General features: G+C 67.8%; 13 protein-coding genes and 1 pseudogene. 10 read left to right on the top strand and 4 right to left on the bottom strand.

Going from position 1 to position 13,873, the window contains the following annotated elements:
* Window positions 1-13: 13 nt before the first annotated feature.
* Both M1M07_RS12940 and M1M07_RS12945 read right to left on the bottom strand, forming a co-directional pair.
* The gene (locus M1M07_RS12940) at window positions 14-1,195 is read right to left on the bottom strand and encodes a serine hydrolase (protein ID WP_248674416.1); all 1,182 of its coding nucleotides are present in this window, start codon (window positions 1,193-1,195) and stop codon (window positions 14-16) included.
* Window positions 1,192-1,653, bottom strand: a complete 462-nt coding sequence (locus M1M07_RS12945) for a hypothetical protein (RefSeq protein WP_248674417.1) — start codon at window positions 1,651-1,653, stop codon at window positions 1,192-1,194. Before M1M07_RS12945 ends, M1M07_RS12940 begins: the two co-directional genes overlap by 4 nt.
* A gap of 99 nt (window positions 1,654-1,752) precedes the next feature.
* Here M1M07_RS12945 and M1M07_RS12950 point away from each other — a divergent pair, with 99 nt between their 5' ends.
* A complete protein-coding gene (locus M1M07_RS12950; protein WP_248674418.1) occupies window positions 1,753-2,433 on the top strand; it encodes a TetR/AcrR family transcriptional regulator C-terminal domain-containing protein in 681 nt (226 codons plus the stop codon).
* A gap of 62 nt (window positions 2,434-2,495) precedes the next feature.
* Window positions 2,496-3,590, top strand: coding sequence for a hypothetical protein (locus M1M07_RS12955; protein ID WP_248674419.1), 1,095 nt, complete (start codon window positions 2,496-2,498; stop codon window positions 3,588-3,590).
* Between the two features lie 92 nt (window positions 3,591-3,682).
* Here M1M07_RS12955 and M1M07_RS12960 read toward each other — a convergent pair whose 3' ends face one another.
* Window positions 3,683-4,432 (bottom strand): FadR/GntR family transcriptional regulator, encoded by a 750-nt coding sequence (locus M1M07_RS12960; protein WP_248674420.1) that lies wholly within the window; start codon window positions 4,430-4,432, stop codon window positions 3,683-3,685.
* Window positions 4,433-4,633: 201 nt separating this feature from the next.
* Here M1M07_RS12960 and M1M07_RS12965 point away from each other — a divergent pair, with 201 nt between their 5' ends.
* Both M1M07_RS12965 and M1M07_RS12970 read left to right on the top strand, forming a co-directional pair.
* On the top strand, window positions 4,634-6,103 hold the full coding sequence (locus M1M07_RS12965; RefSeq protein ID WP_248674422.1) for an aldehyde dehydrogenase family protein: 1,470 nt from the start codon (window positions 4,634-4,636) through the stop codon (window positions 6,101-6,103).
* A 70-nt stretch (window positions 6,104-6,173) separates the two neighbouring features.
* Window positions 6,174-7,220 (top strand): spirocyclase AveC family protein, encoded by a 1,047-nt coding sequence (locus M1M07_RS12970; RefSeq protein WP_197255783.1) that lies wholly within the window; start codon window positions 6,174-6,176, stop codon window positions 7,218-7,220.
* A 77-nt stretch (window positions 7,221-7,297) separates the two neighbouring features.
* On the opposite strand, the gene M1M07_RS12975 is transcribed toward M1M07_RS12970, so the two are convergent.
* Window positions 7,298-7,978, bottom strand: coding sequence for a hypothetical protein (locus tag M1M07_RS12975; RefSeq protein ID WP_197255785.1), 681 nt, complete (start codon window positions 7,976-7,978; stop codon window positions 7,298-7,300).
* A gap of 96 nt (window positions 7,979-8,074) precedes the next feature.
* Between M1M07_RS12975 and M1M07_RS12980 the strand changes: the two genes are divergently transcribed.
* The 6 genes and pseudogenes from M1M07_RS12980 to M1M07_RS13005 form a co-directional block, all read left to right on the top strand.
* Complete coding sequence (locus M1M07_RS12980; RefSeq protein WP_248674424.1) at window positions 8,075-8,899, top strand: enoyl-CoA hydratase/isomerase family protein; 825 nt, start codon at window positions 8,075-8,077, stop codon at window positions 8,897-8,899.
* A gap of 14 nt (window positions 8,900-8,913) precedes the next feature.
* Complete coding sequence (locus M1M07_RS12985; RefSeq protein WP_248674426.1) at window positions 8,914-9,702, top strand: enoyl-CoA hydratase/isomerase family protein; 789 nt, start codon at window positions 8,914-8,916, stop codon at window positions 9,700-9,702.
* Between the two features lie 160 nt (window positions 9,703-9,862).
* The gene (locus tag M1M07_RS12990; protein WP_308200799.1) at window positions 9,863-11,587 is read left to right on the top strand and encodes an acyl-CoA synthetase; all 1,725 of its coding nucleotides are present in this window, start codon (window positions 9,863-9,865) and stop codon (window positions 11,585-11,587) included.
* 74 nt (window positions 11,588-11,661) lie between these two features.
* A complete protein-coding gene (locus tag M1M07_RS12995; protein WP_248674427.1) occupies window positions 11,662-12,042 on the top strand; it encodes a DUF1622 domain-containing protein in 381 nt (126 codons plus the stop codon).
* Between the two features lie 61 nt (window positions 12,043-12,103).
* Window positions 12,104-12,727 (top strand): IS607 family transposase, encoded by a 624-nt coding sequence (locus M1M07_RS13000; RefSeq protein WP_248674429.1) that lies wholly within the window; start codon window positions 12,104-12,106, stop codon window positions 12,725-12,727.
* Window positions 12,724-13,873: pseudogene (locus tag M1M07_RS13005) on the top strand (transposase); the annotation flags it as partial. The gene M1M07_RS13000 and the pseudogene M1M07_RS13005, both read left to right, overlap by 4 nt.

Genomic DNA, 13,873 nt, shown 5'->3' on the forward strand with positions numbered 1-13,873 from the left:
CGAGTTCGTCCGATCAGCGGGGAGGCTCGACGTTCCACTTCGACGCCTGCGCGCCGAAGGCCACGCGGTGGAACGCGTCGAGCGCTCCATCGATGGGATGCGGTGTGGGCCTGCCGGAGGCGTCGAGTTCGTTCCAGCGCTGCCGGTTGATCGCCACCGTCATCTGTCTCCTCCCATCGGCCCGCGTCATCGTGATCGCGCCGCCACCCCACACGGAACCGTCGTGACCCCAGAACGTCCCCTGACCGGGAACCTCCTTGCGGTGCAGGCCGAGCCCGTAGTCGACGATCGTGCCTTCGAACGAGACGACAGGCACGGTCTGCTGCATCTGTGTCAGCATGTCCGGGCCGAGGATGTCGCCGGCCAGCAGGGCGGCGAAGAACCGGTTGAGATCGGCAGTGGTGGAGATCAACGATGCGGCCGGCCCGACCCAGGACATGTCGAAGACGCTGTAGTCGCTCAGCGGCGGGTTCATGCCGAACCACGACTCGTACAACCGCGAATGCGGGCCGTCGACCTCGGGACCGGACGGGAATCCGGTGTCCGCCAAGCCCGCCCGGGCGATGAGGGCGTCGTCGATGTGCTGTTCGGCGGATATACCGGTGATCAACTCGATGAGTTGGCACAACAGAAGGTAGTTGGTGTTGGAATATCGGCCTGGTGACGTACCGGGAGCGACGGCCGTCGACGCGCGGACGCCCATCTCGATCAGGTCCAGCGGGTCGAATCGTGTGAATCGATTGTCGTCGAGGCTGCGCGGTGAGGTGTCGGCCACCACCGGGAACGCGGCCAGCGACGGATAGGCCGTCGGCAGGTAGTCGGCGAGACCGCTGGTGTGGTTCAGCAGCATCCGCACGGTGATGGCATCACCGCGGCCGCCGGGGACGAGGTTCGGCAGATACCGGCGGATCGGTGCGTCGAGATCGACGGCACGCCGCTCCACGAGTTGCAGAACGGCGGCCGCGACGAAGGTCTTGGAGATGCTGCCCACGCGGTGACGCATCCCGGGGGTCACGGGTGCGCGCGTGACGAGATCGGCGACGCCTGCGGCGCCGCGCCACACATCGTCACGCACACGGACTTCGGCGAAGATCCCCGGGATTCCTGCAGCGTGGACGTCGCCGGCCGCGGCTTCCAGAACAGTGGTTTCCAGGGCGCCGGTTCGGACGAGGTCGGTCATCGGAGTGTCGGTCATCGGAGTGTCTCCTTCCGTTCGGAGGTGCGGCGCCACAGCAGGACGACCGCGACGAGTCCGGCCACGCACGGCGCCAGTCCCGTCCACCCGACGATGGCGGGCAGCGCGGTGTCGCCGGAGGTGTCCCGGACGGTCAGGTCCAACAGGGCGATACCGGTGGCGACGATCCACAGGCCGGTGGCGAGCAGTCGCGCCCACGATGCGTTCCGGCGTGCCACCCAGAGGGTGGTGAGCCAGCCCAGGGTGCCGAGGACACCCAGAACGATCAGGTAGGTCAGGTAGATGTCGGTGGCCGCATCGATGCGGTCCTGGGTGAAGGACGGGTAGCCCGCGCGGACGTGTGCGGTGATGCCGGAGTTCGTCTGGCTGCCGTAGACGGCGATCGCGGAGACGACCGTGAGGACGCACCCGACGAGCAGGGCCACTGTCGAGGAGCGGGAAATGCGTGTCGTGTTCATGACCGTGGGCTCTCTGGATGCAAAGTCTTACGACGTAAGTCTTACTGCTTCCACGGTAGACTTACGCCGTAAAACATGTCAACGGATCGAGGAGCCGCAATGCCCGGTCACCGCCCCCACGGACAGCATGCGGGCCTGAATCCACAGGTCATCCTGGACGCCGCCATCGACTTGGCCGACTCGCAGGGACTCGCGGCACTGTCGATGCGACGCCTCGGCGCCACACTCGAGGTCGAGGCGATGACGCTGTACCACTACTTCCCGAACAAGGCTGCACTGCTGGACGGCATCGTCGAACGGCTCGTGTCCGCGGCGGAGCTGCCGATCGGGACCGATACGGACTGGAAGGACGGACTGCGTCGCTATGCCCGGTCCGGGTTGGACACTCTCGCAGCCCACCCGAACCTGGTCCCGCTCATGCTGTCTCGGCCCGGCACCACGGCCGGAAACCATCGGGTGATGGAGACGCTGCTGCAGGTTCTGACCCGGGCGGGATTCGATCCGCGCACCGCGCTGGACCTGCTGTACGCACTCAATTCCCTGATCGTGGTCCACGGTGCCGTCCGCGCCGGGTCCGATTCCCCGCAGCCGCACGGTGAGGAAGGCCAGACCAGCCGCCTCGCCGAACTGTCGCCCGAGGACTATCCGCTCCTGACCGCCGCCGCCAGGGACAGTGCCGGACGTGGGCCGACAGCTCGATTCGACGCCGCCGTCGACGCGTTGATCACCGGGTTCGCCGCCGCGGGGCCGACTCCGCACCCGAAATCAGCAGTGCAATGAGTTATCTGATTTGGAGCCCGAAAATGCTCCGAATCAGTCGGCTCGCTGCTACGGTCGGCCAGGTGAACGACGATGTCCCGAGCCCGGGCGAGATCACCGCCGACACCCCCTTCACGACCGACGACGACATGTATCACCAGCCGCCGAACGACGATCCGTACTGGGTCGAAACCAACTGGTGGTCCTTCAACATCCCCGAACGCCACATCGGCGGGTGGCTGCACGCGCGGTTCGACGTCAACCGCGGAGTGGTCACCTGGCGCGTGTTCGTATGGGACCCCAGCGGCGCCGACCTCGGTCGCCTCGCCTACTACCGCACCGGCGTCGATCAGCCCATGCCGGAGCATCCCGACCTGCGGGACATCACGTTCCCGGGCGGGGGTTTCTCGGTGAAGATGGTCGAACCGCTGATGCGCTACGAGATCGGGTATTCCGATCCGGACAACGGTTTCGCCGTCGCGTTCGAGCACCGGGCCGTCCACCCGCCCCGCCGGTTCACCCCGGGCGAGCCACCCGCGATGTACAGCCCGCACCTGGACCAACTGGGGCACCAGGTCGGCGAGCTGGTGCTGCGCGGCGAGTCGATCACCATCGACTCCTACTCGATCCGGGACCGCACGTGGGGTCCCCGCGGTGGTCACCACATGCGGAGCCGTAAGCCGTCCTACCAGCGCGGAGAGCACCGGGTGCTGCATCCGGGCGGCCCCCGGTGGCGGGAGATCGAACGCGAACGCGGACGCGGCCGGATCCAGTACATCTTCGGGCACTCCGGACCGAACACCGGGTTCCTCGGCTTCGTCCGCCCCCAGGACGGGGATGCGGCGGGCTGGTCACCCCTCAACCACGGATGGCTGTTGCGGGACGGCCGGTTCGAGCGTCTCGACAAGACGGCGTCGCGGATGCGCAACTTCCGTGATCCTCGCACCGGCTGGAGCGCGCACATGGAGGTCGACCTGACGGATCTCAGCGGGCGCAGCATGACCGCCGAAGGCTTCTCCGTGGCCCACATGTGCGAAGGCGGACGGGGCAGCAACGCGCTCATGCGATGGGAGTTCGACGGCGAGATCGGCTGGGGCGAAGACCAGGACGGCTGGACGCGATCCCACTGGACGAAGTTGATGAACGCACTGCGTGCGACCCGAAGCCAGGAGGCGTGAGCGAGGAGTTCGCCCCGGCGTCGGGACGATCACACCGACGATACGAAAGCCGCACTCCTACACGAAGTTCCGTGTACGGCCGGACTCGGACGTCAGTTGAAGAGGTCGACGACCGACTCCGAAGCGAACCGGCCCCAGAGCATCTTCTTGGCGGACGTGGCCATATGTCGCTGCCAATGCTGTTCCGCCGCATCGGCATCGCCCGCCTCGACGAGTTTGACAGTCTTGCGGAACGCCCGGATGGTGCGCTTGAACTGAACCTCGACCTCGGTCGTGTCGGTCGTGCGGGACACCACCCGTGACATGTGGGTCGAGACCACGTCACCGATGATCCGACCCAGCAGCCCGAGCGTCCGGTTGCCGGCACGCTCGAGGATGAGGTCGTGGAAGCGGAACGCCGTCGCGGACCACTCGTCGAAGTCGGCCCCTTCCGTGCCCGCGTCGACCAGGATCGCGAGCTTGTCGATGACCGCGGTGAGGTCCTTGATGTCCTCCTCGCTGCGCCGGGTCGCCAGCATTCGCACAGCAGCGGGCTCGAGCACGGTGCGCGCCTCGTAGAGGTCGGCCAGCGTCGTGCTCTCGATCTGCAACAGCAACCCGACGTACCGCGCGGCCACCGCGACGTCCGGGGACATGACCTGCACGCCACCGCGCGAACCGCGCCGCACCACGATCAGCGACTCGTTCTCCAGGATCCGGAACGCCTCGCGCAAGGTGGGACGGGAGACGTCGAACCGCTGCCCCAATACGGTTTCGGGCGGAAGCGTGTCCCCCGGCTTGAGGATGCCGCGCACGATCTGGCTACGAAGCTGCTGGGCGATCACCTCTGCGGTCTTCGGCACCTGGATCCGGTGGGGAAGTTCGTTCTCATCGACGGAGCGGTTCGACAATTTCTCTACGCCTTCCGAATTCCCTGACCAGCAAGCCGGATCAGCCTAACACCGACGGACGTCACTTCACTTCGCCGTTTCGGCACTCGATTCAACTGCACCATTGTACGGTTGAATCAGATAACTCAATTGCAAGATTGCGGGGGTGCGCGCATGGCGGGTGAGCGAGCAGGGCAGCTCTACATCGGGGGCAAATGGGTCGACGGCCGGGGCACGGAAACGCTCACGGTCGTCAATCCCGCGACCGAGGCGGTGATCGGCACCGTGCCCCAGGCCACGGCCGCCGACGTCGACGACGCGGTCCGCGCGGCACGGACCGCCTTCGACGAGGGACCGTGGCCGCGGATGAGCCCGCGTGAACGGGCCACGGTCCTCCGGCGGATGGTCGACGAGCTCCAGCGCCGACGCGCCGAACTCGTCGACCTCAGCATCGCCGAAGCGGGATCGACCCGCACGCTCGCCGAGTTCATCCAGGTCGGCACACCGATCGACCACTTCGCCGACCTCGTCGACCGCGTGATCGGCGCCTTCCCGTTCGAGACTCCGATGCCGCCGATAGTCGGCAACGGCATCGGGCAGGGCACGGTGGTCCGGGAACCGTACGGCGTCGCCGCCCTGATCACGCCCTTCAACTTCCCGTTCTTCCTCAACGTCTTCAAGGTGGCCCCGGCACTCGCAGCCGGATGCACCGCAGTGCTCAAGTGCTCGCCGTACACCCCCTTCGAAGCACTCGTCTTCGGAGAGGTCGCCGAGGCCGCGGGTCTTCCCGACAGCGTGCTGAACATCATCACCGGCGACGTCGAGGCGGGCGAGGCACTGACCACACATCCCGGTGTCGACATCGTCAGCTTCACCGGCAGCGACACCGTGGGCACCAAGGTCTACGGGCAGAGCGCCCAGAGCTTGAAGAAAGTCGTCCTCGAACTCGGTGGCAAGTCCGCGAACATCCTCCTCGACGACGCCGACCTCGACGACGTGATGCAGAGCGTGCTCGGCGGCTTCATCACGCATGCAGGACAGGGCTGCGCCCTGCTGACACGGATCCTGGTCCACGAGTCCCTCCACGACGAACTCGTCGCCAGGGTCAAGACGGCACTCGACTACGTCACGGTCGGCGACCCGGCCGATCCTGCGGTGACGATGGGCCCGCTGATCCGGGAGACACAGCGCCGGCGCGTGGAGGAGTTGATCCGGGTCGGCCAGGACGAGGGTGCGGAAATCGCCTACGGCGGTGGCCGTCCGGCGGGATTGGACAAGGGCTTCTTCGTCGAGCCCACCCTGTTCGTCGGCGTCGACAACTCGATGCGCATCGCGCAGACCGAGGTCTTCGGTCCTGTGGGTGTGGTCATCCCCTTCCGGGACGACGAGGACGCGGTCCGAATCGCCAACGACAGCCCCTTCGGTTTGGCGGGCGGGGTGTGGTCGTCCGACCCGCTCCGCGCTCACGGCATCGCGCGTCGGCTGCGCACCGGCATGGTCGTCGTCAACGGCGGTGGTGGCGGACTGAGTCCCGACGGGCCGTTCGGCGGGTACAAGCGCAGCGGCATCGGCCGCGAGTTCGGCGCGGCGGGACTCTCGGAATTCTTGCAGCACAAGACAATCCAGTGGCCGGCCGCGCGATGACCATCACCGTCGAGCGCGCCGACGCCACGGCGCCCCCTCACCCCACTCGTACAGGAGGGAAACCAGCACGATGGTGAATTCGACAGGCAAGACGACGAGCGAGGACACGGTCGAAGCACCCGCCGCGACGACCGCGCTCGAGAGCAGCCCCGCGGGGCGCGATTCTCCCCCGATCGTCTGGCTGGCCCGGGTGGGCGCACTGATCGTCGCGCTCCAGGCCGTCATCTACATCCGGTGGATACTCTCCGACGGGTTCACGCCGACGCCGCCGGGTGCCGATCCGGTGCCGACACACACCGTCTGGATCATCAAGATCGCCGAGGGGATCTGCGTCGTCGGCACCATCGCCTCGATCATCTGGCTGGTCCGCAAGACCCGCAGGGAAGGCCGGTTCCCCACCATCGGGGTGTTCCTGGTCGCGTGGCTGCTGGCCGCCTGGCAGGACGTCGGCGTCAACGCGGTCCGCCCGGTGTTCGGCTACAACACGGAGTTCTTCCAGATGGGTACCTGGGCCGAGTTCGTACCCGGCTGGGTGAGCAAGGGCCCGGAGACCCCGGCACCGATCCTGTACACACTCGGGGACTACTTCCTGTTCTTCCCGCTGGCCGTCCTCGGGATCAACGCACTGGTCGAGCGTGCCCGCAAACGGTGGCCCCGGCTGAACAAGGCCGGCATCGTCGCCGGGTTGCTGCTGCTGTTCCTCGTCCTGGACACCGTCGGCGAACAACTGCTGCAGCGCCAAGGGTTGTGGACGTACTTCCGGGTCAACGAGACGTGGTCGCTCTTCACCGGCACCATCAACCAGTTCCCCCTCTACGAGAACGTCGTGTTCGGCTCGATCGTGATGGTGCTCTCGATCTGCATCTACATCTTCCGGCGCAAGGACGGCGGACTCATCTCCGACGCCGGGATCGAGCGGCTCCGGACCAAGCGGGGCGTGAGCATCATCCGCATCCTCGCGCTGACCGCGGTGATCAACGCGATCATGCTGGTGTTCAACCTCGGCTACAACCTGGTCAACCAGCACGCCGACATCACTCCGCCGTCGGTACCGAGCTATCTCCACGTGGAGATGTGTGGCGTTCCCGGCAACCCGCCCTGCCCGCCTCCCAGGTGAGCACGCACGCAACAGGGATGGACGGCACGACGGCCGGGGTGCAGTGCACCCCGGCCGTCGCCGCCTCCGACGAATCCCTACCCGGTCGCGTTCCGTCGCGTGCCGTACCGCGTCCCGGCAAGTCTTCCGACGTCGGCGGCAACGGTGTTGACGACGCCCGTGCACAGCACGTCACCGTCGAGCAGCAACCGCGCCGTGGAGTCGATGCCGCGCTCCCCCACCGTTCGGTCGATGGTGAATTGCAGTTCCGTCGCCAGCGGCGTGGGCCGCCGGTAGGTCACCGTCAACGATCGCGTCTTGCCCGAAACACCGACCGCGCAACTCTGGTGCTGGGTGACGGAGTCGAAGAACACCCCGAGAAATCCCCCGTGGACCAGGCCGGGCGGACCCTCGAAAGCCAGCGGGAAGGTGACACGGCCCTCGGCACGGTCCGTGTCGAGCCGGTCGAAGACGTACTCGGGAAAGCACGGGTTGAATGCACCGATGTCGTACGCGTGGTCGACGTAGACGCGGCGGGCATCGTCGGCGTCCGGACCGATTCGCGGCCGCTGGTCCGGGGGCGCCACGGATGCGAGGTCGCGCTCCCAGTCGGCGAGTCGCGCGGCCATCTCGTCCAGGACCGGGTGCGGATCCTCGAGCGACATCACGAGCCCGACGAGACGGCGCAGCGCGGGCGCGACCGCGAGCTGCTGCGGCAGGGGTTGCGCCCCATAGGAGATCCGTCCGGCCTCCACGACCCGACCCTGGTGCTCGCCCATGAATTTCCTTCCCTCCGACCCCGCCCCCCTGTTATCTTCGGACGGAGTAACGGTATCAATTACCGTAATACAAACAGTATCAATCCGGGAGCGGATGTGACCACAGCGAACCGAGATGCCCGGCCCGGCATCGGCGGTGCCGTGACCGCGCACCGCGAGGATGCCGTCCTGCACCTCACGCTGGATCGCACCGACCGTCGAAATTCGCTGAGCCAGAACATGATCGATTCCCTCGTCGATCAGCTCACGCACGCCGCCTCGGACGATACGTTGCGCGCGATCCACCTCCGCGGGGCCGGCGACGACTTCTGCGCCGGCGTCGACTGGGTTTCCCGCAACACTGACGGAACGCGCCCGCGCGCAGGCGATTTGGTTCGACGCATCCCCCACGCCGCGCACCGCGTGATCGAACTCGTGCACACCGTCCACCTCCCGGTCGTGTGCAGCGTCCGGGGCTGGGCCGCCGGCCTGGGCTGCAACCTGGCGCTCGCCGCCGATTTCACCGTCGCGGCCGACGATGCCGTGTTCTGGGAGCCGTTCGTCGCACGCGGCTTCAGCCCGGACTCCGGGTCGACCTGGCTGCTGCCCCGGCTCGTCGGGATCGCCCGGGCCCGTCGCATGCTGCTGCTCGGCGAGAAGGTCCCGGGCGGTACCGCCGCCGACTGGGGCCTGATTCACGACGCGGTTCCGGCGGGCGATCTCGACACCGCGGCGGGCGAACTGCTGGACCGCCTCGCCTCCGGACCGACCGTCGCACTGGGCCTGACGAAACAGGCACTGGCGCACGCTCAGCACGCGACACTCACCGAGTCGATGAACCAGGAGCTGTTCGACCTGGAGTTGGCTTGCCGAACAAGCGATTTCAAGGAAGGCCTCGCCGCGTTCCGGCAACGGCGCAACCCGGAGTTCGAGGGTCGATGAGGCAGGGGGCAGCCGTGGGCACCGTATTCGAGACCATCCAGCTCGACGTCGCACCCGAGGACAAGGTCGCGACGATCACCCTGAACCGGCCCGAACGTCTCAACGCGTTCGATCGGCGGATGTGCGAGGAGATGGCGCGGGCGTGGCGCCTGGTCAAGTTGGACGACGACGTCCATGCGATCGTGCTGCGAGCGGCCGGCACCCGTGCGTTCAGCGCCGGACTCGACATCAAATCGAGCTACGGGCAGCCGAACAGCGTGTGGCACCACGAGGATCCGGGTGAGCTGCTCAGCCCCAAGTGGCAGAAGATGTGGAAACCGGTCGTGTGCGCGGTGCAGGGCATGTGCACCGCCGGCGGGTTCTACTTCGTCAACGAATCCGACGTGGTGATCTGCTCGTCGGACGCCACCTTCTTCGATTCGCACGTCTCGACCGGCCTGGTGTCGGCGCTCGAGCCGATCGGGCTGATGCGGCGCGTGGGTCTCGGCGAGACACTGCGGATCGCGTTGACGGGCAACGCCGAACGCGTCGGAGCCGACACTGCACTGCGGATCGGGCTGGTTTCGGAAGTGGTTCCGCCGGAATGCCTGTGGCAGCGGGCCCACGCGATCGCGGCCACCATCGCCGCGAATCCGCCCGCGGCGACGCAGGGCACCGTCAAGGCCATCTGGGAATCGCTGGACAAGCCCTATCGCGCCGCCCTCGACCACGGCCTGATCTACACCCGCCTCGGCAACCCGCTCGGCAGAGCCCAGCTCGCGGAGACCCCGGACGGCGACGGCCGGGCACCGCGGATCCGCTGATGAACACGGTCGTCACCTGCGCGAATCCACATATCGACGACCCGGGCCTGCGGTATCGTCCGAGGAACTGTACGACTGACGGTTCGCCGTTCGGGGGGACCGCAGCATCGGGCACCACGCTGCTGTAGCGCATTCGCCGGCATCCATCCGAGGAGTTGCAGTGCCACACACGAACGGGACCGAATCGGGCTCGACACCAGTCGAATTCACCCTCGATCGAGCGGCGAGCATCGTCGCCGCCGCGATACCCGACCGCGAGATGATCGTGCAGGGCGACCGCAGGTTCACCTTCGCGCAGGTCGACGAGCGCGCCCGACGCTTCGCGTCGTTCCTGCATTCGCAGGGACTGGGCTGCCACGCCGAGCGCGCCGACCTCGCCCCGCACGAGGTCGGGCAGGATCTGTTGGGATGTCTGGCCTACAACGGCAACGAGTACATCGAGGGACTGCTCGGCGCGTTCCGCGCCCGGGTCGCGCCGTTCAACGTCAACTATCGCTACACCGGCAGCGAACTCGCTCAGCTTCTCGCCAACTCGGAGGCGACGGCGTTGCTCTATCACGCGGCGTTCGCCCCGACGGTCGCGGCGGTGCGGTCGAGCCTGCCGTCGCTGCGCGTGCTGATCCAGATCGCCGACGGCTCGGGCAACGAACTGCTCGACGGCGCCGTCGACTACGAGACCGTGCTCGCCGAAAGTTCCCCCGAACCGCTGCCGATACGATCCACCCCCGACGACCTGTACGTCCTCTACACCGGCGGCACGACCGGCATGCCCAAGGGTGTGCTGTGGCGTCAGCACGACATCCTCATGGCCGGCTGCGGCGGCAGGAACATCTACAACGGAGAACTCGTCGACTCCTACGAGCGCATCGCCGCGAACGCGGTCGCGAATCCGGGGCTGCGGATGATGATCCTGCCGCCGCTGATGCACGGGGCCGCACAGTGGGCCGCGTTGACCGCGGCCCTCACCGGACAGACAGTGATCTTCTCGACGGTGCCGGATCATCTGGACGGCCCCGAGGTGGTCCGCACGATCGAACGGGAGAAGGTCGCCGTCGTGACCGTGGTCGGCGACGCGATGGCACGACCGCTCGCCGCCGCGATCGAGGACGGCGACGCCGACGTGTCGTCGCTGGTCCTCGTCGGGAACGGGGGCGCGGTGCTGAGTCCGACCGCCAAGGAACGTCTCATCGCGGCGATGCCGGGCGTCGTGGTGCTCGACGGCGTCGGGTCGTCCGAGACCGGCGCGCAGATGCAGCACACGTCCATGACCGGTGCCGTGGCGACGGGCACGTTCCGCGGCGGCCCCGACACCTGCGTCGTCGCCGAGGATCTCGACGGTGTCCTCGAGCCCGGCCACGACGGTATCGGCTGGCTCGCGCAGCGGGGGTTCGCACCGCTGGGTTACAAGGGCGATGCCGCCAAGACGGCGGCGACCTTCCCCGTCATCGGGTCGATCCGGTACGCCCTGCCGGGTGATCGTGCCCGTCACCTGGCGGACGGCAGCATCGAACTTCTCGGCCGCGACTCGGCGACCATCAACTCCGGCGGGGAGAAGATCTTCGCCGAGGAGGTCGAACTCGCGATCGTCTCTCATCCCGACGTCGTCGACGTCGTGGTCGCGGCGCGCCCGAGTGAACGGTGGGGACAGGAGGTGGTCGCGATCGTCGTACCCGCCGAGGACGCCGAACTCGACGCCGCCGGTGTCATCGAGCACGCCGCGCGGTCGATCGCCCGGTACAAGTTGCCGAAGGCCGTCGTGTTCCGTTCCGAGATCGCCCGCAGCCCGGCCGGGAAGGCGGACTACCGGTGGGCGCGCGCACAGGCGGTGGCGGACGATGCGCGCACCGTCGACGACACGAACACCGCACGAGAGTCGGTGAGGTAGCGCGCTTCCCGCCCACATCCGGGCTGTCGTGGTCACAATGATCCGGACACGCGGCAGCGCCGGAGGGAGTGTGCATGGACATCGCCGAGGTGATGGACACGGTCGGCTCGGTCATCGACGTGGTCGGGGTGGCCGTCATCGTCGTCGGTGCGCTCGTGTCCAGCTGGATCGCGTACGACACCCGCCGGCGCACACCCCGAGCACCGATCTACGTCGCGTATCGCCGCAATCTGGGCCGGTCGATCCTGCTGGGTCTCGAATTCCTGGTGGCGGCCGACATCATCAAGACCGTCGCCGTCACCCCCACCTTCACGTCCGTCGGGGTGCTGGCGATCATCGTGCTGATCCGCACGTTCCTGAGCTGGTCCCTGCAACTCGAGATCGACGGCCGCTGGCCGTGGCAGAAGCCCGTCTCGGACGGTTCCGCGGGCCCGAGGACCCCGCAACCGTCGTGAGGCTGACAACAGTGGAGGAATTTCCTGATACTACATCATACTTCCTGATACTATTCGTCCCGTGCGCATCGGAGAGGCCGCCGAATACCTGAACATGTCCGTCGTGGGGGTTCGTAAGGCCGCAGCGGAAGGCCGGATACCTTCTCGCCGTACGGGTTCCGGTCAGCGCATTTTCGAGCGAGCCGACCTCGACGCGTACCTGGGGCGGCCCGCCGCGGTGTGCAATCCCTCGGTCAGGATCGAAGCGTTGTACTGCCGCGTGTCGGGCTCGACGGGGCAGGAATCGTCGCTCGCGAATCAGGAGACGATGTTGCGGGAGAGCGCCACCGGTGCCGTGTACCGCGTGTACAAGGACCGCGGTTCGGGGCTTCGGGAGAGGCGGGCCGGACTGGATCGGATGCTCGACGACGCGGCCCGGGGACGGTTCACGGTGGTCCGGGTGGTGTGGCGGGATCGGCTGGCGCGGTTCGGAGTGGTGTGGATCGAACGGTACCTGTCGGCGGTCGGGGTTACGGTCGAGGTGCTACGCGAGCACGGCGAGAAATCGCTGACCGAGGAACTGATGGATGACTTCATGGCGCTGCTGGCGTCGTTTTCGGGTCGGTTCTATCGGTTGCGGTCCGAGCACAATCAACGCCGACTTCTCGATGATGCCCGGGTACGGTTGGACAGGGATGCGCAGTGACCGACACCGAACTCACCGGCACACGCCCGTTCGCGTTCACCACCCGCCCCTACGCGGCGGTCGACGACAGCACCGGCGACCCGATCGGACTCGACGACCTCGACACCCGCATCGCATGGCTGCTCGACCTGATCGCCGGCGCCGAAACCGAACTGCTCACCCGACTGTGGCACCCGGACACCTTCGACACCCTGGCCGCCGGCCGCGACCGCGACGGCCGGGCCCTGCCCAAGCACGGACACGTCGCGGCGGCGCGGCTGGGCTGGACCCCCACCTACCCCGACGGGGTGTACGTGCCGTCGCGGGTGACACGGGTGGTGACCGCCCAGGCCACCGCGACCCTACGGACCCTGGCGTATCGGGATGCGGCGATCGCGGCGCTGTCGGCCCGGTTCGATCCCGTCACCGGACGCATCGCCGCACCGGATTCTGCTGCGGAGTATGTGCCGTCGGGGTTCGCGCGGGGTGTGCGCCGTCAACTGCTCGCCCGGACCCGCCGGAGTAGTGAAACGGACTCGGGGGCCGTGCAGTCCCCACGGGTGCGGATCACCGACCTGCAAACCCCACCGCAGGCCGGTGCGATGGCCCGGCTCTCGGCCGCCGACACCCAACTCGCCCGGCTCACCGTCACCGGCGACACCATGGTGCTGACGGTGAAACTGCCCACCACCGCCGCCCCGACCGGGCGGGCGCAGTGGCGCCCGGTGCGGATGACCGCCGCGCTCCCCCCGCACCTGACCGGCCGGGCGATCACACAGTGGCATCTGCCGACCCTGACCCTCGACGGGCGGGGTCTGCTGCTGCGGTGCGCCGCCACCGAAGCCGTCCCCGCCGGTGACCTCGCGGCGGGCACGGTCGCGGTGGGGGTGGATTGGTCACCGGCCACCCTCGGCGCCGCGGCGATTGTCGCGGAACGCCCGGATGGGTTGGTCTCCGACTTTCGGGGCTTCACCTACGACGACCGCGGCCTCGGCATCACACTCGCCCGCCTCCAGACAGAAGGCCAATTCCTGCACCGCAAGGCCGCCCGGCTGCGCCGGCTCGCCGAGACCGCACCGCCCCGGGTGCGGGCGGAGCTGGAGGCGAAAATCGCGGTCCTCGAGGACCATCGCACCGCGATCGGTGTCAAACGCGGGAAGATCAACC

This window comes from Rhodococcus sp. HM1 (assembly GCF_023218075.1).
In the GTDB taxonomy this organism is placed as follows: Bacteria; Actinomycetota; Actinomycetes; order Mycobacteriales; family Mycobacteriaceae; genus Rhodococcus.